Annotated in this window: 27 protein-coding genes and 1 pseudogene; 9 read left to right on the forward strand and 19 right to left on the reverse strand. The window is 62.7% G+C overall.

All coding sequences use genetic code 11. From position 1 onward, the window contains the following. Positions 1-122: 122 nt before the first annotated feature. Both REH34_RS30365 and REH34_RS30370 read right to left on the reverse strand, forming a co-directional pair. Entirely contained in the window at positions 123-977 is an 855-nt protein-coding gene (locus REH34_RS30365; RefSeq protein WP_409373350.1) for a methyl-accepting chemotaxis protein, read from the reverse strand. 9 nt (positions 978-986) lie between these two features. Continuing rightward, positions 987-2,066, reverse strand: a pseudogene (locus tag REH34_RS30370) (cache domain-containing protein); the annotation flags it as partial. Between the two features lie 237 nt (positions 2,067-2,303). On the opposite strand from REH34_RS30370, the gene REH34_RS24855 reads away from it, so the two are divergent. Next, positions 2,304-3,089: a fumarylacetoacetate hydrolase family protein gene (locus REH34_RS24855; RefSeq protein WP_311969506.1), complete on the forward strand. Its 786-nt coding sequence runs from the start codon at positions 2,304-2,306 to the stop codon at positions 3,087-3,089. A gap of 1 nt (position 3,090) precedes the next feature. On the opposite strand, the gene REH34_RS24860 is transcribed toward REH34_RS24855, so the two are convergent. Continuing rightward, the gene (locus tag REH34_RS24860) at positions 3,091-4,017 is read right to left on the reverse strand and encodes an alpha/beta hydrolase (protein WP_311969507.1); all 927 of its coding nucleotides are present in this window, start codon (positions 4,015-4,017) and stop codon (positions 3,091-3,093) included. Positions 4,018-4,028: 11 nt separating this feature from the next. Then, positions 4,029-4,937, reverse strand: a complete 909-nt coding sequence (locus tag REH34_RS24865) for an alpha/beta hydrolase (protein ID WP_311969508.1) — start codon at positions 4,935-4,937, stop codon at positions 4,029-4,031. Positions 4,938-5,056: 119 nt separating this feature from the next. Between REH34_RS24865 and REH34_RS24870 the strand changes: the two genes are divergently transcribed. The 3 genes from REH34_RS24870 to REH34_RS24880 all read left to right on the forward strand — a co-directional run bounded on the left by REH34_RS24870 (position 5,057) and on the right by REH34_RS24880 (position 8,071). Continuing rightward, a complete protein-coding gene (locus REH34_RS24870; protein ID WP_226506055.1) occupies positions 5,057-5,443 on the forward strand; it encodes a MerR family transcriptional regulator in 387 nt (128 codons plus the stop codon). Positions 5,444-5,603: 160 nt separating this feature from the next. After that, a complete protein-coding gene (locus REH34_RS24875; protein ID WP_311969509.1) occupies positions 5,604-6,743 on the forward strand; it encodes a mandelate racemase/muconate lactonizing enzyme family protein in 1,140 nt (379 codons plus the stop codon). A gap of 44 nt (positions 6,744-6,787) precedes the next feature. Continuing rightward, the gene (locus tag REH34_RS24880) at positions 6,788-8,071 is read left to right on the forward strand and encodes an MFS transporter (protein WP_311969510.1); all 1,284 of its coding nucleotides are present in this window, start codon (positions 6,788-6,790) and stop codon (positions 8,069-8,071) included. A gap of 27 nt (positions 8,072-8,098) precedes the next feature. Here REH34_RS24880 and REH34_RS24885 read toward each other — a convergent pair whose 3' ends face one another. Next, entirely contained in the window at positions 8,099-8,974 is an 876-nt protein-coding gene (locus REH34_RS24885; protein WP_311969511.1) for an alpha/beta hydrolase, read from the reverse strand. Between the two features lie 126 nt (positions 8,975-9,100). Between REH34_RS24885 and REH34_RS24890 the strand changes: the two genes are divergently transcribed. Further along, entirely contained in the window at positions 9,101-9,697 is a 597-nt protein-coding gene (locus REH34_RS24890) for an ABATE domain-containing protein (protein WP_311969512.1), read from the forward strand. On the opposite strand, the gene REH34_RS24895 is transcribed toward REH34_RS24890, so the two are convergent. The 14 genes from REH34_RS24895 to REH34_RS24960 form a co-directional block, all read right to left on the reverse strand. Continuing rightward, positions 9,681-10,148: a thiol-disulfide oxidoreductase DCC family protein gene (locus REH34_RS24895; protein WP_311969513.1), complete on the reverse strand. Its 468-nt coding sequence runs from the start codon at positions 10,146-10,148 to the stop codon at positions 9,681-9,683. The two genes, REH34_RS24890 and REH34_RS24895, sit on opposite strands and share 17 nt — an antisense overlap. A 119-nt stretch (positions 10,149-10,267) precedes the next feature. After that, a complete protein-coding gene (locus tag REH34_RS24900; protein WP_311969514.1) occupies positions 10,268-10,624 on the reverse strand; it encodes a hypothetical protein in 357 nt (118 codons plus the stop codon). Positions 10,625-10,739: 115 nt separating this feature from the next. Then, on the reverse strand, positions 10,740-11,252 hold the full coding sequence (locus REH34_RS24905; RefSeq protein ID WP_311969515.1) for a flavin reductase family protein: 513 nt from the start codon (positions 11,250-11,252) through the stop codon (positions 10,740-10,742). A 17-nt stretch (positions 11,253-11,269) separates the two neighbouring features. Next, on the reverse strand, positions 11,270-12,277 hold the full coding sequence (locus REH34_RS24910) for an aldo/keto reductase (protein WP_311969516.1): 1,008 nt from the start codon (positions 12,275-12,277) through the stop codon (positions 11,270-11,272). Between the two features lie 51 nt (positions 12,278-12,328). Continuing rightward, entirely contained in the window at positions 12,329-12,730 is a 402-nt protein-coding gene (locus REH34_RS24915) for a Rid family hydrolase (protein ID WP_226506064.1), read from the reverse strand. A gap of 50 nt (positions 12,731-12,780) precedes the next feature. Beyond that, complete coding sequence (locus tag REH34_RS24920; RefSeq protein ID WP_311969517.1) at positions 12,781-13,722, reverse strand: ABC transporter permease; 942 nt, start codon at positions 13,720-13,722, stop codon at positions 12,781-12,783. Further along, positions 13,704-14,789 (reverse strand): ABC transporter permease, encoded by a 1,086-nt coding sequence (locus REH34_RS24925; protein ID WP_311969518.1) that lies wholly within the window; start codon positions 14,787-14,789, stop codon positions 13,704-13,706. The genes REH34_RS24920 and REH34_RS24925 overlap by 19 nt, the downstream gene beginning before the upstream one ends. After that, positions 14,782-16,290: an ABC transporter ATP-binding protein gene (locus tag REH34_RS24930; protein ID WP_311969519.1), complete on the reverse strand. Its 1,509-nt coding sequence runs from the start codon at positions 16,288-16,290 to the stop codon at positions 14,782-14,784. Before REH34_RS24930 ends, REH34_RS24925 begins: the two co-directional genes overlap by 8 nt. A 5-nt stretch (positions 16,291-16,295) precedes the next feature. Continuing rightward, positions 16,296-17,258, reverse strand: coding sequence for a BMP family protein (locus REH34_RS24935; protein ID WP_311969520.1), 963 nt, complete (start codon positions 17,256-17,258; stop codon positions 16,296-16,298). Positions 17,259-17,302: 44 nt separating this feature from the next. After that, complete coding sequence (locus REH34_RS24940; RefSeq protein WP_311969521.1) at positions 17,303-17,698, reverse strand: RidA family protein; 396 nt, start codon at positions 17,696-17,698, stop codon at positions 17,303-17,305. After that, complete coding sequence (locus tag REH34_RS24945; protein WP_311969522.1) at positions 17,698-18,816, reverse strand: LLM class flavin-dependent oxidoreductase; 1,119 nt, start codon at positions 18,814-18,816, stop codon at positions 17,698-17,700. The genes REH34_RS24940 and REH34_RS24945 overlap by 1 nt, the downstream gene beginning before the upstream one ends. 14 nt (positions 18,817-18,830) lie before the next feature. Continuing rightward, on the reverse strand, positions 18,831-19,652 hold the full coding sequence (locus REH34_RS24950) for an alpha/beta fold hydrolase (RefSeq protein WP_311969523.1): 822 nt from the start codon (positions 19,650-19,652) through the stop codon (positions 18,831-18,833). 132 nt (positions 19,653-19,784) lie between these two features. Continuing rightward, complete coding sequence (locus tag REH34_RS24955) at positions 19,785-20,687, reverse strand: LysR family transcriptional regulator (RefSeq protein ID WP_311969524.1); 903 nt, start codon at positions 20,685-20,687, stop codon at positions 19,785-19,787. Between the two features lie 312 nt (positions 20,688-20,999). After that, complete coding sequence (locus tag REH34_RS24960; RefSeq protein WP_311969525.1) at positions 21,000-22,016, reverse strand: TIGR04086 family membrane protein; 1,017 nt, start codon at positions 22,014-22,016, stop codon at positions 21,000-21,002. Positions 22,017-22,394: 378 nt separating this feature from the next. Between REH34_RS24960 and REH34_RS24965 the strand changes: the two genes are divergently transcribed. From REH34_RS24965 to rarD, 4 genes are all read left to right on the forward strand, one after another. Then, positions 22,395-22,913 carry a GNAT family N-acetyltransferase gene (locus REH34_RS24965; protein WP_311969526.1) on the forward strand — a complete coding sequence of 173 codons (519 nt, stop codon included), beginning with the start codon at positions 22,395-22,397 and terminating at the stop codon, positions 22,911-22,913. Between the two features lie 115 nt (positions 22,914-23,028). Beyond that, a complete protein-coding gene (locus tag REH34_RS24970; protein WP_311969527.1) occupies positions 23,029-23,520 on the forward strand; it encodes a DUF1543 domain-containing protein in 492 nt (163 codons plus the stop codon). 120 nt (positions 23,521-23,640) lie between these two features. After that, positions 23,641-24,021 (forward strand): profilin, encoded by a 381-nt coding sequence (locus tag REH34_RS24975; RefSeq protein WP_311969528.1) that lies wholly within the window; start codon positions 23,641-23,643, stop codon positions 24,019-24,021. Between the two features lie 205 nt (positions 24,022-24,226). Continuing rightward, the gene (gene rarD / locus REH34_RS24980; RefSeq protein ID WP_311969529.1) at positions 24,227-25,105 is read left to right on the forward strand and encodes an EamA family transporter RarD; all 879 of its coding nucleotides are present in this window, start codon (positions 24,227-24,229) and stop codon (positions 25,103-25,105) included. Positions 25,106-25,137 lie beyond the last annotated feature (32 nt).

A 25,137-nucleotide genomic window follows, 5' to 3' on the forward strand; every position in this document is an offset into this window, starting at 1 on the left:
AGCCCGACCACGGCGAACGCGCACCTTGCTCCCACAGTGCAAGAGGCCGGACCTGCTTGCACTGTGGGGGCAAAGCTTGCTCGCCAAGCGGCCGGTAGCAGCACCGCATCTCGTGCCGCCAATCAATACTTGAACCGCCCTACCAACTCATTCAACTCCCCGCTAATCCCCGTCAACCGATCCGAATCGCTCTGCGCCGAATGCGCCAGCTCTTCCACCAACTGCGCATCGGCATGAATCTGCGCGATATGGCGGTTGATGTCTTCGGCCACCTGATGCTGCTCCTCGGCCGCCGTGGCGATCTGTGTGTTCTGATCGCGAATCGAATCCACCGAATGGCGGATCTTGTCGAAGCTGTCGCGGGCCAGCTGGATGCGCTCGACGCTGGTCTGCGACATCTGCACGCTGCCTTGCATCTGCCTGGTCACTTCCTGGGTGCGCCGTGCCAGGTTGCCGAGCAGGCTGTCGATCTCGCCGGTGGAGTCGGCGGTGCGCCGCGCCAGGGCCCGGACTTCGTCGGCGACCACGGCGAAACCGCGGCCCTGATCACCCGCGCGGGCGGCCTCGATGGCGGCGTTGAGCGCCAGCAGGTTGGTTTGCTCGGCGATCGAACGAATGGTGTCGAGGATGGTGTTGATGTTCTTGCTGTCCTGCTCGAGCGCCTGCATGGTCTGGGTCGATTGCTGCAGGTTGTCGCTCAGTTGCATGACGCTGCCGGTGGCTTCGCCGATGTGCTGCTGGCCATCGTGCACGTCGCGGTAGCCCGCATCAGCGCTGGACGCAGCCTGGCTGGCGGAGCGGGCCACTTCGTTGGCGGTGGCGACCATCTCGTTGAAGGCGGTGCTGACCAGCTCGACGGCCTCGCGCTGACGCCCGGCGGCGTCGTTCATGTTGTGGGCGACCTGGCTACTGCCGGCAGCGGCCTGTTGCAGGTCGGACGAGGCGCTGCCGATACGCCGCACCAGTTGGGCGATCATGCTCAAAAACTGGTTGAACCAGCTGGCCAGGGTGGCGGTTTCGTCCTTGCCTTGCACGGTGAGGCTGCGGGTCAGGTCGCCTTCGCCCTGGGCAATTTCCTGCAGGCCGCCGGCGACACTGCGGATCGGCCGCACGATCATTCCGGCGAAACTGGCGCCGACGATGGCGAAGATGATCGCCAGCACCGCGGCGATGCCTGCGATCAGCCAGGTCAGGTGCGAGGCCTTGGCCATCACTTCGTCTTGCTTGATCAGGCCGATGAAGCGCCAGCCCAGGCTCTCGGAGGTGTAAATGTTGACCATGTACGGCACGCCGTCGATGTCGATTTTGGTCACACCGTTACCGCTGTTGGCGAGGGCGGCGTAGTTGGGGCCCAGGTCGGCGAGGGACTTGAAGTTGTGTTTGGCATCGCTGGGGTCGACCAGCACGTTGCCGTTGGCTTCGACCAGCATCAGGTAGCCGCTGTCGCCGAGCTTGATGTGCTTGACCAGTTCGGTCAGTTGCTTGAGCGACACGTCCAGCCCCACCACGCCCAAGGTATTGCCGTTGGCGTCGTCGATGGTGTGCACGTTGCCAAGCAGCACTACGTCGTCCGGCGCCCAGTAGTAGGCCGAGGTGCGCAGACCTTTGCCCGGTGCGGTAAGGGCAGTTTTGTACCAGGGGCGAACGCGCGGGTCGTAATTGGTCAGTTTGGCGTCGTCGGGCCAGCTGACATAGCCGCCGTCCTTGAGACCCACGGACAGGTAAGCGGTGCTCGGATGGCTCTTGGCAAAGTCGCCAAACAGCTGCAGCAGTTGCTTGCCGCTATCGGTCATGGGGATTTGCGCGGCATCGGCGCCGCTGTAGTTTTTCAGATCCTTGATGCCCGCGATGCGCGGGTCCTTGGCAAGGTATTCGACGTTCTGGCTGATGCCGTCGAAGAACTGCTTCATGCCGTTGTCGATCTGCCGGATCTCCCGGCCACTGCTGTCGAGAAAATCGGCTTGCGCCGCATCGCGCAGGTTCAGCACGACGAGCACCGCCACCAGGATAACCGGCAGGCACGCGACGGCCGCGAAAGCCCAGGTCAGCTTGTGTTTGATATTCATGACTTCTTCCGCAGGTATTTGGACGTATCGGGATCGGCAGAAAGGCAAGTCAGCTAGGCAGCGTCGCGTTTTATCAGCAGGACAGCGCCCACGCGTACACACCGTTTATCGGCAGCAAGGGCAGGGACTTTAGGTACGCCAGGGGACATCGGCGCGGGCGTCATGATACAAAGTGGCTCAATGACTACAGGGCAGTGCATGAGCGCCGCCCCGGCCCGCCCGACCACAGGAGCTGACATGCAAGACGCTGATTTCGACCCGAGCGCCACCGCCTCGATCCTCGCACAGGCCTGGAGCAGTGGCGACTTGTTGACCGCACTGGCGGCCGGCAACAAACCCGAGACCCTGGAGCAGGGCTATGCCGCTCAGGACCATCTGTTCCAACTGGCCGGCGGCACCCGCGCGGGTTGGAAGCTTGGCGTCGGCAGCCCGGCGGCCATGCGCGGGGCCAACCTGTCGCGGCCGCTGGTCGGGCAGCTCGAGCGCGCACGGCTGCACAGCAGTGGCGTGCAGCTGAGCCTGCCGGCCTATACCCCGGTAACCATTGAATGCGAAATCGCCTTCGTGCTCGATCGCGACTTGCCGCCGCTGCCCGGACGAAAAATCGACGCCGCCGATATTCGCAGCACCTGTGTGACCTTCGAGGTCGTGCGCTCGCGTTTCGTCGACCGCAAGACCGTGGGCTGGCCAAGCTTTATCGCCGACAACGTCGGCTTCGAGGCCCTGGTGGTCGGTCAAACCCTGTGTCAGGGCCTTGATCCAGAAGTCATGCGCCAGTTGGCGGAAAACGTGGTCGTCTATCTCAATGGCGAACCCCGGGCCAAAGGCCTGTTCGACGACACCGCGACCGATCCGCTCAATTCCCTGGCAGCGTTGTACGAACATGCCGCGCAACGCGGCGAAACGCTGAGGGCCGGTGACATCATCACCACCGGTGCCATGTGCGAGCCATTCGACATCAGTGGTCCAGGCCACAAACTGGCGGCCCGCTACTTCGATAACGAGCTGATGTTTTCGTTTTGATTCATGCTGGCCGCTCCTCGCCGGATAAACCCGGCGGCGAGGACCAGTCGAGCAAAAACGGCAACAGCGCCTTCATGACTTCATCTGGCGATTCTTCAGGTTGAAGATGCCCGCCCTTTATCGCCTCGCCCCGCACATCCCGCGCCCATTTGCCCCAGATGGCCAACGGGGAGTGCGCGCCCGCGTAAGTCTTCGGCCATAACACCAGCACCGGGCATGGCAGTTGGCGGCCGGCAGCGCGGTCGGCGGCGTCATGTTCCGTGTCTTCGTTGGCCGCTGCTCGATAATCTTCACACATGGCATGCCGGACCGAGGGCTGGCGAAACGCTGTGACATAGGCGTCCAATGCCTGCGGATCGATGTTAGCCAGGTCCCCGGCCATCTTGCTCAAGGCGTTCTTGATAAAAGCCTCCGGGTCGACGGCCAGCAGGCGCTCCGGCAGGTCGAAGGGCTGAGCCAGAAAGAACCAATGGAAATTGGCCAGCGCAAACGGCTTGTCCATTGCCTCCCAGACATCCAGGGTCGGCATCACGGTCAGCGAGGCATAGCGCGTGACTCGCTGCGGGTGATCCAGCGCCATCCGGTAGCCCGCGCGAGCACCACGGTCGTGGCCCACGACCGCGAAGCGTGAGTGGCCGAGCTGTTCCATCATCTCGACCAGCGCTTGCGCGACGCGCCGTTTGCTCCAGCGCGGCTGATCGGCCACGGTGCGGCTGGCGCCATAACCCGGCAGATCCGGGGCGATAACGGTGAAATAGCGGGCGAGCCGTGGGGCGATATAGCGCCACGTGACGTGAGTTTGCGGATAGCCATGCAGCAACAGCAGTGGCGGCCCGGCACCGCCGATCACGCCCTTGAAGGCCACATCGCTGGTATTGACCTGCAATGGCGCAAAGCCGGGGAACAGTTCGGGGATAGCGTCAGCCATGGTCGTCTCCATCAATGGATCGCGCTGGAATCGACAAAACCTGCGAGGTCGCGGTTGAAGCGCGCGGCCTCCTCGAGGAAGGGCGCATGCCCTGAGTTCGCATATACAATGCTCGTGGCCCGAGGATTGAGCTGTTTGGCGCGTGCGATCGCGGGCTTTGTTTGTACCAGCGCATCCTGCGCGCCATAGAGCAATAGCACCGGGACCGTGGCACCGCCAAGCGCTTTGACCGCATCGACATCCATCGACTGTACCGCCCGCTGCATATCCCAGGAGGCCATCGCTGCATTGGCGAACAGCCGTTCGAAGGTACTGCGATCAGGCTGGGTGTGAAAGCACAGGCCGAGAAATTCTCGGACGGTATCGAGGTGAGACTTCAGGTCTGGGGCGTTGAGATCCTGATACACCTGTGGATGGGCCACGATCTGCTCCGGCTTGAGTTCGATCACCCCATCGACATACACGGCACCGCCAATCTGGCCGTCACCGTATCTGGCCAGATAGTTGGATATCACTGCACCGCCCAGAGACCATCCCACAAGCATCGGCCTGGTCACCTTTGCCGCCTGCATGACGACAGCCAGGTCATCGGCCCAGCGGCGCCCTTCGGCGTAGGCCTGGGCATTTACCGGTTTGCCGGACAGTCCGTGACCGCGCAGGTCGTAGGTGATCATGCGATAGCGTTGCAACTCGGGGGCGTTCACCTGGTTGTCCCAACTCAGGTGACTGCCCAGCAGACCATGAATGAAGACGATGGCAGGTCCGCTGGGATTTCCGGACTCCTGGACGGCCAATGTCACCCCATCCGGCGTTGTGACGTTGTAGCTGATGCGCTCGGCATGGGCGACGCTTGCGGTGGCCGCCAAGGCGCCGCACAACACCAAGGTAGACAGATTTTTGAACAGGGCAGGGGTAGGCATGGGGTGACTCCAGATCGGGTAGAGAGGATCAGTCTCAACCCTCACTCCGGTGTGAGGGTCAAGGCAAAGATGCTACTGTGTGGCGCTGTTCCTCAGATCTCCCATCAGGTCCCGTCGCCATGACCCAACCGACCCTGCACCGTGCGATGAGCATTGGCGAACTGGCCCGCCAGACAGGTGCCAGTGTGCGTTCTATTCGCCATTACGATGAGCAGGGGCTGCTAGGGTCCACTCGCAGTGCAAACGGCTACCGATCCTTTACGGCGGCGGCTGTCACCCAGGTCAGGCAAATCCAGCGCCTGATCGCCACGGGCTTCAGCTTGGCCGAAATCCGTGGTTTCCCCGACTGCATGCGCATGATCGAAGGCGCCAGTGCCTGCCCTGAAACGTCTGCCGCGCAGCGACAGCGTCTGCAATCCATAGAACAGCAGATCGCCGAACTTGAAGATCGGCGCGCACGCTTGTTGCACATGCTGTCGGAAGGTGCGTCGCCAGCGCCGGAGTGACGGATGGGTCCGCGTCGCTGTCTTCCACTCTTGCCGGCAGGTGCGCCGCCGACAGCCCATATGTCACAAAGTGTTTCACCATTTCCCCTGATCTTGTACGATAACGTACCTGTGTTTTTTGCAGGTCTACAATTTCAATAAAAGCTGGGGAAACCGACCTGTGATCATTCGCAGCATCGAAGTCATCCGCATCAGTATGCCGTTCACCGCGGGCACCGAATCGCGACGCAATCTGGGCGAGGCCAAGGACGATGACGCCTTCAACGCCGCCTCGCCGCGTCATCGGCGTATGGAAAGCCTGATGCTCAAGATCACCACCGACACCGGGCGAGTGGGCTGGGGCGAAGCGTTCGGACACGGTTCCAACCCGGTGACGTTCAAAGCGTTGTCCGATGTCGTCGGGCCGATGTTCATCGGCACTCGGCTCGAGGACCGCGAGCAGACGCTGGAGAAGGCGCGCCGTGCTGTGCATGGTTTTGGCTCGACCGGGGCAATGGTCTACGCGCTCTCGGGCATCGACATTGCCTTGTGGGACCTCGCCGCGCAGGTCGCCGACGTGCCGCTGTATCAGCTGCTCGGCGGCGTTGCGCGCCCCCTGGAGTTGTATGCCAGCCTGGTCAGTTACGGCAACGATCCTGACGAAGTGCGCCGCCAGGTCAGCCGCGCTCGCGCGCTGGGCTTTCGCAAGATCAAACTGCATGAGACCGAGGTCGACGCCATTGCCGCAGCCCGCGAGGCATTGCCGGTGGCGGCGGGCGAGTTGATGGTCGACGTCAATTGCCCGTGGTCGGTCGCCCAGGCCAGCGATGTCGCCCAGCGCTTGCGCAGCCTGGAGTTGACCTGGCTCGAAGAGCCCGTTTGGCCACCTGATGATATCGCCGGCCTGGCCGAGGTGCGGCGCCAGGGCGTGCCGTTGTCGGCTGGCGAGAACGCGGCCGGGGTGCAAGGCATCAAGGCGCTGCTCGAACAGCAGGCGATCGATGTGGTGCAACCCAGTGTGGCCAAGATCGGTGGCATCAGCGCCATGCTCCAGGTGTTCGATCTGGCGCAGCAGCATGGCGTGAAGGTCGTCCCCCATTGCTTCTATTTCGGCCCTGGCCTGTTGGCCGTGGCGCACCTGTGCACCTTGCTGCCTGCCGATGTCGCCGTGGAGGTGCCGTTCATCGAGTTCGAGCGCCTGTTGTTCCCGGCCCTGGCGTTCACGCCGCGCATGGAGTTGCCAACCGCTGCAGGGCTCGGCTTTGCGCCTGATCTGCAGGTGATCGAAGACTACTGCGTCGAGCGCGTGGTGCTCCTCTAAAACCGTTCAGTTGTGTCATCAACAACAATAAAGGCCATAGAAAAATGAAAGGCAATTACCGCTGGTACATCGCCGGCTTGCTGTTCTTCGCCGGCATGCTCAACTACCTCGACCGTGCGGCGCTGTCGGTGGTCGCCCCTCTGCTCAAGAGCGAGTTGCATATTGATGACGCGCAAATGGGCTTTATCTTCAGCAGCTTCTTCATTGGCTATTGCGCGCTGTGTTTCATCGGCGGCTGGGCGGCCGACAAGTACGGGCCAAAGAAGGTATTTGCCTGGGCGGCGGGCACCTGGTCGATATTCTGCGGGCTGACCGCCGCGATCACCGGTTACGTCCAATTGCTGGTGTTCCGCGTGTTGTTCGGCATGGGCGAAGGCCCGATGGGCACCACCACCAACAAGGCGATTACCAACTGGTTCCCTCGTGAAGAGGCCGGGCGAGCGCTGGGTTTCACCAACTGCGGGCAGCCTCTGGGCGCAGCGCTGGCCGGCCCGGTGGTCGGGTTGGTGGCCTATAACTTTGGCTGGCGCATCTCCTTTGTGGTGATCGCCGTGCTGGGGGCGTTGTGGTTGCTGGCCTGGTTGATGATCTTCAAGGACACCCCCGAGCAGCATCCGAAGGTGTCCGAGGCCGAGCGCCAGCTGATCCGTGCCAGCCGCGAAGAAGTGCTGGTCGACAACGTCAAGGAAGGCCGCAGCCTGTTCAGCTATATCTTCTCGGCGCCTGTACTGGCGGTGGCGACGGCATTTTTCTGCTTCAACTACGTGCTGTATTTCTTCCTGACCTGGTTGCCCAGCTACTTCATGGACTACCAGCATCTGGATATCAAAAGCATGAGCATCATCGGCGTGATCCCTTGGTTGGGCGCAGCGGTGGGCTTTTTGGGCGGCGGGTTTCTCACCGACCTGCTCGGCAAGAAACTCGGCAATGTGATCCTCGCGCGCAAGATCATGCTCACTGTCGGGCTCGGCGTGGCGGCCGCTTGTGTGCTGATCACCACGCAAGTGGCCTCGCTGGGCATGGCGGTGGCGTGCATCACCGTGTCCAGCGTGTTCCTGTTCGTGACCCCGCAGATCTGCTGGTCGTTGATCCAGGACATCGTGCCGAAAAATCGCGTCGGCGGCACTGGCGGCTTCGTCCATCTGCTGGCGAACCTGGCCGGGATCATCGCCCCGGCACTGACCGGCATGGTGGTGCAGTTCGGCGGCGGCTATAACGTGGCGTTCGTTATCTCTGCCGCCGTGTGCGGTGTAGGCATGGTAGTGGTGATTCTGGCGGTGCGAGGCCACAGCCATCACCTGCCCACCGCAGCGGCAGTGACGCGCTGACGGTGGCGGCAATCGGGTTGGGTGGGCTCAATCGATGGCATCACCCAGCACCGTGACGATCCGCTCGGCAATGTGCCCCACATGGGTTTCCAGCGCAAAGTGGCCCGTGTCCAGCAGCTCGACCACCGCGTTGGGATTGTCCCGCGCATAGGCTTCGGCGCCCGGCGCAATGAAGAACGGGTCGCCCTTGCCCCAGATGACTAGCGTCGGCAGCCGGGTATCACGGAAAAACTGCTGGAACGCCGGATACAGCGTCAGGTTGTTGCGGTAGTCGTAAAACAGGTCCAGCTGGATATCCCGATTACCCCGGCTCTCCATCAGCAGCGTGTCGAGGTAATAGGCCTCGGGCGCGATGGCCAGCGGGTCGGCGACCCCCTCCACATACTGGTAGCGAATGCCTTCAAGGGTGAGCACGGCATCATTGATGACCTGGCGATTTTGCGCAGTCGGCTCGGCCCAGTACTGGCGAATCGGTGCCCAGGCATCTCCCAACCCCTCCAGATACGCATTGCCGTTTTGCGAGATCAGCGCACTGACCCGCTCGGGGTGCGCCAGCGCCAGGCGCAGGCCGGCGGGTGCGCCGTAATCGAAGACGTAAAGGGCGTAGCGTGTCAGCCCCAAGGCGTCGACGAAGGCCTCGAGGGTCTTGCCGAGGGCGTCGAAGGTGTAGACGTAGTCGCGTGCGGTCGGCACCTCGGTGAAGCCGAAACCGGGCAAGTCCGGCGCGATGATCCGGTACTTGTGCGCCAGCAGCGGAATCAGCTCGCGAAATTGATGGGACGAACTGGGGAAGCCGTGCAGCAGCAACAGCACGGGGGCATCGGCCGAGCCGGCTTCGCGGTAGAACACGCGAAGGCCGTCGGCGTCGGCATATTTGTACGCAATCGGGGTGTGGTGGGTCATGGGACAGGCTCCTGTAACTCTCAAATATGGTTTTAGTGGTTACAGACTCAATCTTTCATGGATTTGGTAACTGGTCAAATTGTTTTTATGGGTTACAATTGCCGAATCGTACTTTGGATGACCACCATGACCTCCCTCGAAGGCTCCCTGAATCCGCTGTTGTTGGGCGACCACCTGGCCTTGGATTTGCTGAATACGCAGATGATGGTGGAAGGGCGAAAACGCGACCTGCTGGCCGATGACAAGGACGCTGCTCGTTGGCTCGAGCAAGTCGGGCTGGGCCCCGCCGATGAGCTGACCGGGCTTGAAGACGGCCGCCTGGTTGCGCAACTGCGTTTGTTGCGCGATAGCATCGACAGCCTCGTGGCCGCGCGTCGCGATAACCTCCCGGCTGATCCATCGGCGCTCAACGCCTTCCTGCGACCGGCCGTGCCGCAACTGTCGTGGGACGGCGCAGGGCCGCCGGTGCTCGAGCGTTTTCAGCAAGCGGATGGCGTCGTGCGAAGGCTTAGTCAGATCGCCTTCGCCGCCGCCCAATTGCTCGCCGAGGGCGATGTGCAACTGTTGCGCAAATGCGAGAGTGCGGACTGCTCACTGATGTTCTACGACCGCACCAAGTCGCACAAACGCCGCTGGTGCAGCATGGCCTTGTGCGGCAACCGGCATAAGGTCGCGGAGTTTCGCAAGCGTCGGGCAAATGGCGCGCTCACGTCTCAGGGATAACTGTGGCGGCTTTCAAGAACCGCCGTGCATGATCAGCCGAGGGCAGCAAACACTGATCATATTTGCCAAAAAGCCGGTAGCGATTGAACGCAATACGATCATAGGCCCAGTCCCGCAGCGCCCGCGGGCAGCCGCGTAACAGCAGCAAGGGGCGCCATTTGCCGGGCAGTTGCGCAACCACCTCGAAGAAAGCATCCGACTGCACCCAGTAGTGGTTATCGCGAATCACCGCCATGGTATCGAACTGGTCCAGTGGCAACCCGGCCCAGGCCAGCAGCGCCTGGCCTTCGGGCGATTGCACGCTGGCCAGGCGCACGCGCTGTTGGCGGTCGTGACGGATCAGGAACCTCGCCCAGCCATTGCACAGCTTGCAGACGCCATCGAACAACACCACGGTCTCGCCGGGCTTGAGCAGGGGGGCGGGAGTCGAGCGGGTCAGAGGCGATGGCATCGGCGGGGTGGTCCGTGGCGGCAGTCAGGCAGCGATCATAGTTCAGCCCTGCGTTCACCGCCATGAACGAAAAAGCCGCTGTCAGCAACGACAGCGGCTTTTGTTGGCGAGCGACAGCCTTACCAGCGACCATCACCCCGACCGTGGTCGAAGCCGCGATCATAACCACGATCGTAGCCCCGGTCATGGCCACCGCCGTAGTAGCGCGGTGGCGGTGGTGGTGCGTAGCGGCGGTACTCATACCGCGGCTGCACCGGCACGTACGCCACTGGTTGATACTGCGGACCATAACCGCGGTATTCCTGGCGGTAGTGGTGGTTGTCGTGGCCCGATCCGCTGATCACGGTGGCCAATACCGCTCCCACTGCCGCCCCGGCGATGACGGGCACTATTACATCGCGCTGGTCAGCAGAGGCCGCGCCTGCAGCCACCAGGCAACCGGACAGGATCAGGGCTTGAGTCAGCTTCGAAATCATAGGTGTCTCCTCTGGCGTCGTGTGTGGGTTCGCCATGGATCTATGAAACAACGAATCCGTGTCAGGGGAGGTCTAGGGTTCGTAAAGGTTAGGTAAAGCGCCCAATGAACGCCGATCAGAGAATGGGCAGTTCCCCCAACTGGTGAAACCGCTGATCCATATACAGCAACGGCGCGGCCACACTATCCGGGCATAGTACCTCGCACACTTCGCCGAGGAAGATCCCGTGGGTCTGCCAGTCCACCACCTTCGCCACCTGGCAGTCGAACGCCACCAGCGCGTGGGCGGACATCGGCGAGCCGCTGGCAAGCGTAGTCCACTCGTCCGTGGTGAAACGCTCGCCACGCCGCGCGGAGCTGCTGAACTGCTCGACGATGGGCACTGCCGAGGCGGCCAGCACATTGACGCAAAAGCGGCCGGTTTCCTGGATCATCTCGAACAACGAGGCATTGCGGTTGACGCAGATGAGCAAGGTCGGCGGATCGCTGCTCACTGACGTCACGGCGGTGGCGATCATGCCGCCGAACACGTCGCCGCGGTGGCTGGTGATCAGGCAGACGCCCGCCGCGAGTCGGCGCATGCCGGCGCGATAGGCATCCGCCGGGCTGTGGTTATCGAGGTGTGGCATGGCTATTCCTCTAACGTTCAAAACCGCGGCACACGGCCTTCGATCGGGTGATGGGGGTCGACCGGGCCCAGGCTCGAACTCTTGCCGGGTGACACCAGCGCATCGCAAAAGCGCTCGTCCTCGGCGCTCCAGGGGCAGGCGAGGGCCGCGACGCCGTCTTGCCATTGTTCGAAGGTGCGCGGGCCGACCAGGGTGCTGGTGACCTGGGTGTTACGCATGACCCAGGCCTGCGCCAGGTGCGCCGGTTGGCGGCCGGTGCGCTCGGCGTAGTCGACCAGTTGCGCGGCCACCGCCAGCGACTCGGGGCGCCACTCGGCTTCAAGCATGCGCGGGTCGGCGCGGGCGATGCGGCTGCCGGCCTCGGGCGCCGCGCCGGCGCGGTATTTGCCGGTGAGGATGCCGCGGGCCAACGGGCTGTAGCACACCGTGCCGACGCCATAGTGGTGCGCGGCCGGGAGGATCTCGACCTCGGCTTCACGGTTGACCAGGTTGTACAGCGGTTGCGTCGCTATCGGCGCACTGATGCCGGCTTCACGCGCCAGGCGCACGGTTTCGGCCAGGCGCCAGGCCTTGAAGTTCGATACCGCAAAGTAGCCGATCTTGCCCTCGCGGATCAGGTCGGCGAAAGCCAGCACCATCTCTTCGAGCGGCGCCTCGAAATCCGCCTTGTGCATGTAAAGAATGTCGATGTAGTCGGTGCCCAGCCGTTGCAACGAGCCATGCACGGCCTCGCGTATCCACTTGCGCGACATCCCGCGCTGGTTGGGCCCGGTGCCCATCGGGTTGCCAACCTTGGTCGCCAGCACCCAAGCGTCGCGCTCGGCGGCGATGGCACGGCCGACCACGCGCTCCGATTCCCCCTGGTTGTACAGATCGGCAGTGTCGATGAAATTGACCCCGCTGTCCCGCGCGCTGGCGATGATCCGCTCGGACGTCGCCGTGTCGGTGGCGCCGCCGAACATCATGGTGCCCAGGCAGATTTCGGAAACGTTGAGCCCACTGCGGCCCAGGTACTTGTACTGCATATCGACTGTCCTCGTAGAGCAGGGCGCCGCGATGGGCACCCCGCGTGCCCATCAGGCTGGAATGACCGCAGTGGTAGCGATCTCGACCAGAAACTCAGGCTTGACCATCTCCAGCTTCACGCAGAAACGCGCCGGCAGCAGGTTCGGGAAATAGCTCACGTAGATCTCGTTGAACGCGTGATAGTCCTCGAGGTTGCGCAAGAAAATCTGGTTCATGGTGACGTGGTCCATGCTGCTGCCAGCGGCTTCGAGCACCACCTTGATGCTGTCCAGCACGCGGCGGGTCTGCACCTCTATGTCACCGATGCCGACCAGGCTGCCATCGACAGGATCGGTAGAGAGCATGCCCGCGACGAACACCTGATTGCCGGCCTTGATGCCCCAGTTGAGGTGGTTGAGCCCGGTGGCGGTCTTGCCGATGATCCAGCCTGCGGGGTTGATTGCCTGATTCATGTGCTGCTCCTGGTTAACGAGAGGGCATGGGCCCTGTGGGTGATGAACGATCAGTGCCCGGCACCGCGTAAAAACGGCCGGCCCAGGTCCGCCGGAGCGGCGCTGGCGCGGCCCATGACGATCCAGGCCAGCAGCGCCACGGCGAACGGGGTGGCCATCAGCAGCGGCGCGGGAATGTCGATGCCCAGGTACTGGCCCTGAAACTGCAGCGCCTCGAGCAGCCCCAGGGCCATGGCGACCAGCAATACCCGCAACGGCATCCAGCGCGCGAAGATAGCGATGGCGATGGCCAGATAACCGCGCCCGGAGGTCATGTTGTCGATAAACACGCCGCCCGAGGCCACCACGCACAGATAGGCGCCGCCCAGGCCCGCCAGCAGGCCCGTGAACAGCGTCGCGCCCAGGCGCAGCCCGAGTACCGGATGGCCGGCCGCATCCAGCGCTGCCGCGTTCTCGCCCGCCGCGCGCAGCAACAGGCCAAGGCGGGTGAAACGCAGCGTCAGCCACAGCGCCATGGCCAGCAGCACCGCGAAATAGAACACCGGGCTCTGCGAGAACAACGCCCGGCCCACCACTGGCAGGTCCGCCAGCCACGGCAGTTTCATCAGGGTCACTGCCCGCAGCGAGCCTGCCGGTGGCGCATCGCTGAGCACGACCTGGCGGATCAGCGAGGTCACGCCGATGGCGAACAGGTTGAAGCCAATGCCCATGACGATCTGATTGGCCCGCGCCAGCACCGTGCCCAGCGCCAGGATGGCAGCGGCGACCAGGCCGCCGAGCATGCCGATCGCCAGCGCTGCCACCGGCGAGCCCGTCGATGCCAGGCCTACCGCCGAAGCCACGGCGCCGAACAGCATCAAGCCCTCCAGGCCGATGGTGAAAACCCCGGCGCGCTCCGAAACCACTTCACCCAGGGCCGCCAGCAGTACCGGCACGCACAGCCGCACACCGCCGGCCAGGAACAGCGCGATGGTTACCGAGTTGATGTCCATACAGGTCTCCCTTTGGTGAGCATGACGCCGCTGATCACGGCCAGCAGCAGAATGGGCAGGCCACTGAGCACGTCAGCCAGCGCCGCCGGGATCGACAGCGAGGTCTGCAAGGCGAGGGCAGCGTTGTTGATAGCCCCGAAGTACAACGACACGAGCACGGCACCGAAGGGTTCGAGTCCGGCAAGGAACGACACTGCGAGCCCTTCGAAGCCGAGCCCGGAGGAGAAGCCATCGATCAGCCGATACTGCACACCGAGCACTTCGAAGGCGCCGGCCAGGCCACCGATGGCCCCGGACAGCGCCATGCTCGACAGGATCATCTGCCCCGCCGATTGCCCCTGCAGGCGCACGAAGCCGGGGCTCTGACCGCTGGCGCGCAGCTTGAGGCCGAAGGCGGTGTGCTGTAGCAGCACCCACAGCGCGAGCGCAATCAGCACCGCGAGGATCACCCCGAGGTGCAAGCGGGTCCCGGCGATCAAGGGCAAAAACACGCCGTCGGCCGGCAGCTGCGCCGACATGTTGAAGGTCGAGCCGGCCGGGCGCATCGGCCCTTGCACCAGGTACTTCACCCAGTAGATGGCAATGAAGTTCATCAGCAGCGTAACGATGATCTCGTCGGCGCCGCGCCACAGTTTCAGCACTGCCGGGATCGCCCCCCAGAGGGCCCCGCACAGTGCGCCGCCTACGATCGACAGCGGCAGCAGCGCCGGGCCGATATCACCGAACGCCAGGTAGGGGAGCATGGCGCCCATCGCGCCCATTTGCAGTTGGCCCTCGCCACCGAGGTTGAACATGCCGCCGCGAATGGCCACCAGCGCGCCGAGCGCCACCAGCAGCCGTGGGGTCATGAACACCAGGGTGTCGGAGATCGCCCGGGCGTCGCCGAACGAACCCTCGACCGCCACCCGTATTGCCGCCATCAGCGGGAAACCCAGGCAAGCGATCAACGCCAGCCCCAGCAGCAGCGAGCCGATAAACGCACTCAGGGTGACCCGCAGCGACAACGGCACGCTGAGCCTGGCCAACAGCCCGCGCAACGCCACGATCGGATTTTTTGGTTCAGGCATCGACAGCCTCCGCAATGCTTGAATGAGTAGGGCGGCTTTGGGTCATCAATGGCCCGATGGCCGTGACCGACATGGCCGCGCCTGCGACTTCACCGGTGATGCGCCCGCTGTTGACCACCAGGATGCGGTCCGAGACACGAATCAATTCATCGATGTTCGACGAGATGATCACCACGCAGGTCCCTTCATCGGCAGCCGCCGCCAGGCGCGTCAGCACCGCTTCGGCGGCGGCTACATCCAGGCCGCGAGTGGGTTGGTAGACGACGATGATCGCGGCGTGCTGGTCCATGGCGCGCGCCACCACGATTTTCTGCTGGTTGCCCCCGGACAGCGACCGCGCAGGGCTTGAGTGAGAGTGCGTACGAATATCCGACGCGGCGATCATGGCCCTGGCCCGGTCGCCGATCGCGCGATGGTCGAGCAGGCCGAAGCGGCGATACTGCCCGGTCATGATCCGCGGGTAGAGCAGGTTCTGCGCCACCGACAAGTCCAGCGACAGGCCCTCGTGATGACGGTCCTGAGGCACCAGTGCGACGCTGATGTCAGGGCCGCTGCGCTGCACCTGCCCTGACTCTGGAATGCGTTGCCCGGCGAGCAACTCGAACAGCTCGGTCTGGCCATTGCCTTCAACGCCGGCCACACCGACCACTTCACCGGCACGCAAGACCAGGTCGATGGCGTGCAATCCCGGCGAACCGCTGCTCGGGCGCAACGTCGCGCCGGCCAGGCGCATGCGTTCGGCGCCGCCCTGGCGCGGGCGACCGATGCGCGCAGCATTGGCCACGGCATGGCCGACAATGCGCTCGACCAGTTCTGCCGCCGTGGTGTCGGCAATCAAGCCGGTACCGTTGGTGCGCCCGCGCTTGAGCACGGTGTAGCGATCGACGTTGGCCAGTACCTCATCGACGTTGTGGGTCACCACCGCCACCGCCGTGCCGCGCGAAGCAATGCGGCGCAGGGTGACGTAGAGGTTGTCGATTTCTACCGGCGTCAGGATGGTCGATGGCTCATCGAGCAACAGCACCCGGCTGTCATTGACCAGCGCCTTGAGAATTTCCACCCGCTGCTGCAGCGCCAGCGGCAATTGCCCGACGACGGCCGCCGGGTCGAGATCGATGCCATAACGCTCCATGAACGCCCGTACATCGCTGTGGCGGCGGAACAGTTTTTGTTGCGCACCCTTGGCCACCAGCGCCAGGTTTTCGGTCACGGTGAAAGGCATCACCAGCTTGAAATGCTGATGCACCATGCCGATGCCGTTGGCGATCGCATCGGCCGGGCGGCGATGCACCACCTGCCGCCCCTGCATCAGCACGCCGCCCGCGCTGGGCTCGTGCACGCCGTACAGAATGTTCATCAGCGTCGACTTGCCCGCGCCATTCTCGCCCAGCAAGGCGTGGATCTCGCCGGCCTGAAAAGCCAGCGAGACCTGGTCCAGAGCGAGAAAACCGTTGGGATAGCGCTTGGATACGTGATCGAGGGCGATGATCGAGGCGGCCATGGCGATCAACCTTCGATCTTGATCTTGCCGGCCTTGAGATCATCCATGACCTGTTGCACCTTGGCCTGCACGCTGGCATCGACATGGGCGAAGGGCATCATCAGCGACCAGCCGTTGGAAGCCAGGTTTTCCGTGACGATACGGTTGCCCAGTTTGCCGGCCGCGTACGCCTTGCCGATGTCGGCGTAGGACTTGCCGAAGTTCATGATCGTAGAGGTCATCACCGCGTTCGGGTAAGCCTTGGACTCGTCGCCATAGGAGCCGATAGTCAGCACGCCTTCTTCATCGGCAGCTTGCTGGATGCCGGCGTCGGCGGTGTCGGCGGCCGGGATCACGAAGTCGGCACCGCGGGCGATGACCCCGGTGGCGATCTCTTTGGCACGGGCCACGTCGACGAACGAGCCGACGTAGGCGCTATCGACCTGCACCTTGGGATTGATGAACGCCGCGCCCTTTTTGATGAACTGCACAGTGCGCTCGGCGGAGGGAATCGGCTCGCCGCTGATCACCGCGATGTGCCCGCTCTTGCTGGCCGCCGCTGCGAGGGCGCCGAGGACGAAACCGTATTCGTCCCAGTCCACCGACCAGGCGGAATAGTTGGCCAGGTTGGCGGTCGAGCCTTCATAGGAGTACAGCACGAACTGCGTGTTGGGGAACGACGGCGCCACTTCCTTGATCGCCGCCGAGTAGCCCGACGAATGCGCGATGATCAGTTTGACGCCGTCGGAGGCCAGTTGGCGCAGGGCGGCGGGTGCGGCTTCGTAGGAGGTGTGTTCCAGGTAGCTGGACTTCAACCCCTGCTGGTCGGCCATGGCCTTGAAACCCGCATAACCGGCGGCGTCCCAGGTGCCCTGGGTGACGGTCTGGGTGAACAGCGCGGCGGCGCGCGGGGCGTCTGCCGCCTGAGCGAGGGTGCCGTAGCCGAGGGTTGCGGTCGCCGCGATTGCCAACATCGTTTGAATGTTCATGTCGAAATTCCTGATAGAGACGCAGGGGAGGCTTGAGGGGGTATTCAGTCCAGCGGCAGAATCAAGGTCACGTCGATCTCGGCCAGCAGCGCCGGATCCGCCAGCCCGGCGACCACCACGAAGGTGCTGGCGGGCAGGTCGTGCCCGGCGAAGAAGGCTTCGCGGGCTCTGTGCAATGCCGGGATGGTTTCGCGCGACAGGGCGTAGGTGTTGAGCTTGACCACCGCTTCGGGGCCGACACCCAAGGCCGCCAGCGCGAGGCCGATGTTTTCCCAGATCTTGCGTGCCTGGGCGTCGATATCGCCTTTGCCGACCACCTCGCCCTCGGCGTCCCAAGCCACCTGACCGGTGAGGAACACCGGCTGGCCGACACGCAACACGCCATGGTTGTAGTAGCTCTGCTGTTTCAGGCCGGCGGGGTTGAAAGGACCTTGTTTCATCAGCGAGTCGCCTTTTGGTGAGCACGGGCGTGGGTCTGCACGCCGTGGTGTTCGAGCACTTCCAGCACCTCGGTGCCGACGGTGCGCAGGTCGTCGATGAAGTCGGGGACGATCACCGTGACGCCATCGAGCTGGGCGCACTTGATGATTTCCGCCAGCTTGTTGCCGATGGTTTCCGGCGAGCCCACCAGCGCGGCGCGGGTCATCGAATTGCGTTGCTCGCCCTGGGACACGAAGCGCTGGGCCATGGTGTTCTGCTTGAAGCTCTTGTCCCCGGAGTACTCGCGGGTCTGGTTGTCGAGGGCGATGCTGTCGACGCCGGCGTCATACAACGCCACGCGCTCGCGGGCCTCGGCGTCGGTGGCGCCGGGGACGATGGTGAACAGGCCGTAGGTCTTGAAGTCAGGCTTGCCTTGTTGGGCGGCCAGCTCCTTGGCGCGCAGGCCGGTCTTGATGAAGTCATCGTGATCGGAGCCGAGCATGAAGCTGCCCGTGCAGTGCTGCATGGTGAACAAAAAGCCGCGATCCGAGGCGCCGGCGCAGATGATCGGCGGCGGCGTGACGGGCTTGGGGTTGGACATGCAGTCGATGAGTTCGTAGTGCTTGCCCTTGTGGTCGACGCGGTCTTCGGTCCACAGGCGCTTGAGCACAGTCAGCCATTCTTCGGCCAGTTCATAGCGCTCGGTGTGATCGAGGTCGACCCACAGGCCCATTTGCCCCTGATCGGTCGGGTTGGAGCCGGACACGATATTGAGGCCGAAACGGCCTTTGGAGATCTGGTCGAGCACCGCCGACATCTTCGCTACCACAGCCGGGTGAAAGACCATGGTGTGCACGGTGCCCCAGACGCCGATGCGGCTCGTGGCTTCAGCGATGCCAGCCATGGTGGTCAGGCTTTCGAGGGTCACGTCCCAGTGCTGGGACGGGCCGCCGTAACCGCGCCATTTGGCCATGGAGAGGGCGAAATCGAAGCCCAGGTCTTCCGCCAGAATGGCCACTTGCTTGTTGTAATCGTAGGTGGCCGGCAGTTGCGGGCTGGTGGTGGAGGTGATCCAGCCGCCGTGGCCGACCGGCAGGAAAACCCCGAACTCGACGTTTTTGCTGTCGTTGCTGGGCATGATCAACTCCTTGCTCAATTGATTGAGGCGTCGATGGCGGCGAGCGTGCAGCCCGCCAAAAAATCGAGCGCGATGCGATTGAAAGCCTGGGGCTCTGTCTCCGAAAAACTGTGCCCGCCACGGGCCACGATTTTCAGCTCGCTGCCGTGGATCGCATCCGCCAGCAGCCGCGATTGGTAAGGCGGTGTGAGGATGTCGTCCTGGGCGCAGAGCACCAGGGTGGGGATCTGGATTTTCCACAGCTGGGCGCTGGCGTCGTGGGCCATGATCGCGTCGATGCGCCGCAAGATGGTCTGCCGCGCCGGGAACCGCGCCACCGAGGCCAGCAGCGCCGGTGACAGCGCCTCGGCGTGATCGCGCACATGCTCGGGCGGATACAGGAACAGCGCGCTGCCGTGCACGTATTCTTCCAGCGGGCTGCCTTCGAGCAGGGCACGGCGCATGCGAAAGCACCAGTTGAAGTGCGCATCGGATTTCGACCAGCTGGCGTACTGCACCATGCCGGCCAGCAACTGCGGTTCGCGGGCAGCCAGCACCTGGCCGATGGCGCCGCCGGTGGAGTGGCCGATCAGCAGTGGCCGCTCAAGTTGCAGGCCGGCGATCAGCGCCTGCAGGTCATCGGCGAGCTGAGCGATGCTGTAGGGCTCGTCAGGATGGTCTGTGGTGCCGGCACCGCGCTGGTCGTAGGTGACCACGGTGAAGTGCGCCGCGAACGCTTCGATCTGCGGTGCCCAGTAAGCCGCCGTGCCGCCCAGGCCGGACACCAGCAGCAGCGCCGGCCCACTTCCGTAAATCTCGTAATGGGTGTTGATCCCATTGGTGACGATGCTCGGCATCTCGCTTCCTCTGTTCGGTGTCGGCCTGCATGTCAGCGGCGTGACATGTGCGGATGCCTTATTAATGCATGGGGCATCGGCTTGCCTGTAACCGCGATTGCTGCATGCCGTGTTGACCACAACGCAACACCCTCAGCGCGCGGCGCCCACAGGAAAACGGCTCTTGAGAAACTTCACGAAGGCGTTGGCGGCGTAGCTGGGCACGCGCTCCTGATGCACGCACACGGCGGAGCGCACGTTGCTGAACGACTCTTGATCGATCGGGATGGCGATCAACAGCCCGGCATCGATTTCGCGCCGCGCGCTGATCTCCGGGCCGATGGTCACGCAGGTGCCCAGTACTGCCGTGGCGCGCAGGATGTCGAGGTTGTTGGCCTCGACGACGATGCGCGGTTTGTACAGGCGCGCCTCGGCGGTACGGTCGAACAGCTGGCGCAAACCGAAGCTGGGGCGGGGCAGGGCCAAGGGCTTTTTGCACAGCTGCTGCAGGGTCACCAGCGGCTCCCGGGCGAGCTCGTCATGCGGGCAGACCAGGCACACCACCGGCTCCTTGCGCTCGGCCACCACCTCGATTTCAAAGCGCAGCTCGGGGTTGTAGATGATGCCGATGTCGGTTTCATCGCGGATCAAGGCTTCCACGATCAGGTCGCTGGAGCAGGTAGTGACCTGAAAATCGATGCGCTGGTGCTGGGCCAGAAAGGCCGAGATCATCTCTGGCAGCAGGTTCGACAGCACACCTTCCATGGCGTGGATCTTGACCTCGCCCTGGTCCAGCGAGCGAAACGCGGCGATCCCTTCGCGCACTCGCTCCAGATCCCTGAACAGCGTGCGGGTGTAGCGCTCGAGCATGACGCCTGCGGCCGTCAGTTCGACGCCACTATTGGTGCGTTCCAGCAGGGGCGCACCGAGTTGATGCTCGAGCATGGAGATTTGCCGGCTGACGGCGGAAGGGGTGACGTGCAGTCGGTCTGCGGCGCGGCGGATCGCCTTGGATTGCGCGACTTCGTTGAAGTAGCGAAAGGCGGTGAAGTTCAATTGAGCCTCCAGAAGCGCCACGCCTGTTGCGCTTTGGGCAACGGCTGGGGCATGGCAAGCCCATATGCCCGGAGCAGGATCGGCCGGGGCGATGGTGATGAAAGAGCTGGCGAGCCGGGATATTCATCCTGCTGCCAAGAATGGCTGATCTCCCTATGTGGTGTGATCATGCACAAGTTGTGCCTTGTGCCTTTTCAGCGTCGCTGAGCGGCGCCGTGCAGTTTGAGGGGCGCCGTTGACTGCCCCTGCTCAGAGCGGGCATCTGTGGGCCCGAACATCCAAAGCTGCTGAATGTTCGGGCCCGATGGCTTTTTAAACCGTCGTTACCACTTTTGGCAGCGGTTGAGTTCTGCGGCCCATCATGCCCGCAACGGCCGAGACGATACCGGAGATGATCAAGGTAATCACCAGTAACCAGCTCGCCTGCGAGACTCGCTTGGCCGCGACATCGGCGGCTTCACGCGCCTTGCGCTCGGCATCGGCCTTGAGCTGCTGGTACTTCGCATAGGCTTGCTGATAGGCCTGTTGCGCCTGATCAACCATTTGATTGGCTTCAGCATCGGTTTTACCGGTTCGCGCCTTGATCAGATTGACCATTGCCTGACGGTCGGCGGCATCCCAGGCCTTGTCACCCTTGGCTTTGATGCGGTCAAGCAAGCCACTGAGCTGCTGATCGGCCTGCTGCGGGTTCTGGGCGCTGTTTTGCGCGGTATTCTTGGCATCATCGCCCGCGGCCTGCGCCTCTTGTTTGACATTGTCGGGGTTCAGCTCCGGCTTGCCGGTCTGACGCATTGCCGTTTCGAGTTCACCCTGAATATCGTTGAGGTTGAAGTCGATGCCCTGCTGGCGTAGTTGATCCTGAACGGTACTGCCGATCTGCGGCGCCACCTGGGCGATACCGCTGGCAGCCGCGGAAAGGCCGCTGCCAGCCAGGTTCATGCCGCCACGGACCACACCGGTCACGGCGCTGGACACCAGATAAACCGTTACCAGCGACACGGTGGCCCACACCAGCAAGCCGTGCAACGCGCCTTCACGCTGGGCCAGGCGGCCAGCGATCCAACCACCCACCAGCAGCGAGATCACGCCGCTGGCTACAACCCAGATGGCTGCGCCTTTGCCGATCCCGTCCAGCGGGTTGCCTTCCTGCAGGGGGTCGATTGAAGCCGAGCCGATCGCGGTACCGACCAGATTCAAGATCAGCGACACCACCATCGCCAGCACCACACCGGCAAAGATCGCACTCCAGGAAATCCGCTTGAGCAACGGAGCGGTCGCTGTTGGCGCGTCGGGGTAGTACACCTGAGTGGTTTCGTTATCTCTTATCATGAGTTGTAGCCCTTTGGTGAATGTGTAATTCGTTGGGCGAATGAGTTCGCCGCTAATGGATTGAGCGGCCGGTTATGCGGACGGTTCAAAACATTTAGCCTGCGGACGATAAGTAATTGTCGTGCCGGGTGTTTTTGCTTGTTTGAGGAAGGGTTCAGTTGCATGAAAGGCGGCCCGTCAGAAGGTGACGTCGGCCTGTGGAGCGGCGCTGCCCGTCGACAAGAGCCTGCGATGCCGGCTGCACCAGCACCCCGAGTCAACTCGCAGATCTGTGAGTACTAGCCCATTTGAATAGGGTTTACCCTCTTTTGGCCTTGATGATTTTCCGGGCTTCACTGCGTCGCAGAGCCTGCCGAAGCTGGCCAAAGGTACGGATCGATGAAAATCACTATTTGCCCGGCCAACCGTCTTCCGTTGGATATGCAGTATCAGCTGTTCTCTGGCCTGGTTCAGCGATGGTCTGCACTTCATACGACTCAGTGTGAGAATGATCATATTGTTGAAGTCGTGTTGACTGAAGAAGATAACGTCCTCGGTTATGCCGAAATCTACCGCTACCCACTGAGCGGCCATAGCACTCTCAGCAGCGTCTATGGGTTGCGCGGTGTGTGGACAATGCCAGATCGACGCCACTGCGGTGTAGGTCAGAAAGTGGTGGCGGCCGCCACTCATTACATAGCCAATAGCCCGATTGAGCTCGGGATCTTATGGTGTAGCCCGGTGCTAGAAGCCTGGTACGCAATGAGCGGATGGAAAGCGGCAGGCGCGAACTTTATTGAACGGCTTGGCACTGTGCGGGGACAGGCAACTGACCAGGATATCGCAATGGTATTACCGATTTCTGGCAAACGCCGACTGGGTATAGGTTTGCAGTCCCGGCGCCGAATGAGTCATTAGCCGATATTCGCATGGCTACGCGTAGCTGAAGCGTCAATGAATGACGGTGTTCGGTTACCATGCCGCTGTGATGGGCACTCGCTCAATGGCTGCCCGGTGAGATCAGGAATTTTCAATGCTGTTCGTCGTCATGCTCGGAGGCAAACACCCCAGAGCCAAGATCGAAGTCCACGATGTCGCGTTTGTGGTCGCCGACACCCTGGAAGCCGCCTATCCGCAATTGCGTGAAAGCTGGTTCGGCAGCCCCAAAGGCGTGCATATCGATTCATGGATGAAAGTCGATGGCGTCGAGAACTGGAAAGTCGAACTGAGCCCCCTCGCGCCATCGCCCGATTCACCCCGGCTGTATTTCATCAATCTGGGCGGCTACGAAGCTCGCGCCTTTGGCGAAGCCCATCATTACTTGCTGGTGGTGGCCCGCCACAAGGCCGAAGCCAAAGCCAAAGGCAAGCGCCAGATGCCGCGCCACTGGAGCCAGCCCCACACCGATGCGCTGTTCGATGTCGATGATTGCCTGCCGATCGATGAAGTCAGCGGGCGTTATATTCATCTGGTAGAGGGTGACCATGACGGCGTGGTGCAGGGCAATGATTACATCGTCATTTAGCCACTTCCGATCTCAAGAACATGCCTGTCCCCGTTTTGAGGTGGAAGCCTGTCCTGTCTTTACCGGTCATCGCTCAACGCAGACAATCCTCGACTCTATGAGTACAGGAGTTCAGGCGAAATGACATGGCAAGCATATGTAGACAGTTCCATCATGGAAAAGGGCTTTTTGGCGGGCGCTATCTTGGGCGCTGATGGTTCGCTATGGGCCGCTTCCCCGGATTTTTCCCTGGGCGCTAATGAGCAATCGGTGCTGGCACCTGACGTGGATTTTACGTCATTGCTCCATCAGGATTTCTTTATATCGGGTGCCGGCTACAAGGCATTCGATGTCAGTGAGAGAAGTCTTTATGGCAAGGCCATCAATGATCAGAACGGATGCGTTGTCGTGAGGACGACGCAAGCAATAGTGATCGGTGTTTACGATGCAGCCCTGACGCCCAGTTCGGCGGCCATTATTATCGAGGGGCTGGCGGATTATTTTATCAACCTGGGGTATTGAAACTTTCCAAAAAGGGCCGGGGCAAACGCCAGGTGCGGTTTCACCGGTGCCAGTGCTCCAGTGCGATTCACCGGTTTGAATCGATATTTGTCTTCCGGCCCCCTCTTGCAACAAGGATAATCCCCACACCTTCCAGCCTTGAAGCACCCTCAGAGGTCGCACTCGGCTGGCCGGTGCCGTTCAATCCCTGCCCAATGGAGTCCTCTTGTACAAAGGTGTCGTTTTATCGGTTGCTTCGTCCTGCCTGTTTGCCTCGTTGTACTTCTACACCACCTTGCTCAGCCCATTGGGCGGCGATGCGATTTTCGGCTGGCGCATGGTGCTGATGCTGCCGTTGGTGACCCTGTTCATGCTCGCGTGCGGTGAATGGCATCAGGTCCTGGCCATTTGCGCGCGGATCCGCGAGACACCGCGTCTGCTCGGCCTGCTGTGCCTGAGCAGCGCTTTGCTCGGCGCTCAGCAATGGCTGTTCATGTGGGCGCCGCTCAACGGTCACGGGCTGGATGTGTCGCTGGGGTATTTTCTGCTGCCGTTGACCATGCTGCTGGTGGGCCGGTGGCTGTATGGCGATCGCCTCACTTCATTGAAAAAAATCGCGGCATTGTGCGCTGCCGTCGGGGTGGCGAACGAGTTGTACCAGGTGGGCCGGATTTCCTGGGCGACGCTGCTGGTCGCGGGCGGACTGCCGCTGTATTTCATTCTGCGGCGCAAGCTGGCGACCGCGCATCTGGGCGGGCTGTGGTTCGATACCTTGCTGACCCTGCCGGTCGCCGTCTGGTTTGCCATGGGGCAGGGCGTTGAGCCGTTCCGTCAGGCGCCACATCTGTATGCCTTGCTGCTGGGGCTTGGGGTTATCAGCGCGGCGGCGTTCATGTCTTATATCGTCGCCGGGCGGCTGCTGCCCTTCAGCCTGTTCGGCTTGCTGGGCTATGTCGAGCCGGTGTTGCTGGTGGGTGTGGCCGTGGCGCTGGGCGAGCAGATCAAGCCGGCGCAGTGGCTGACCTACTTGCCCATCTGGGCGGCGGTGGCAGTGTTGATCGCCGATGGTGGGCGTTATCTGTTGCGCACCCAGCGCACGGTCTGAATCAAGCGAATACCCGGTGTGAGCGTGGGGGA

This window comes from Pseudomonas baltica, assembly GCF_031880315.1.
Classification (GTDB): Bacteria; Pseudomonadota; Gammaproteobacteria; order Pseudomonadales; family Pseudomonadaceae; genus Aquipseudomonas.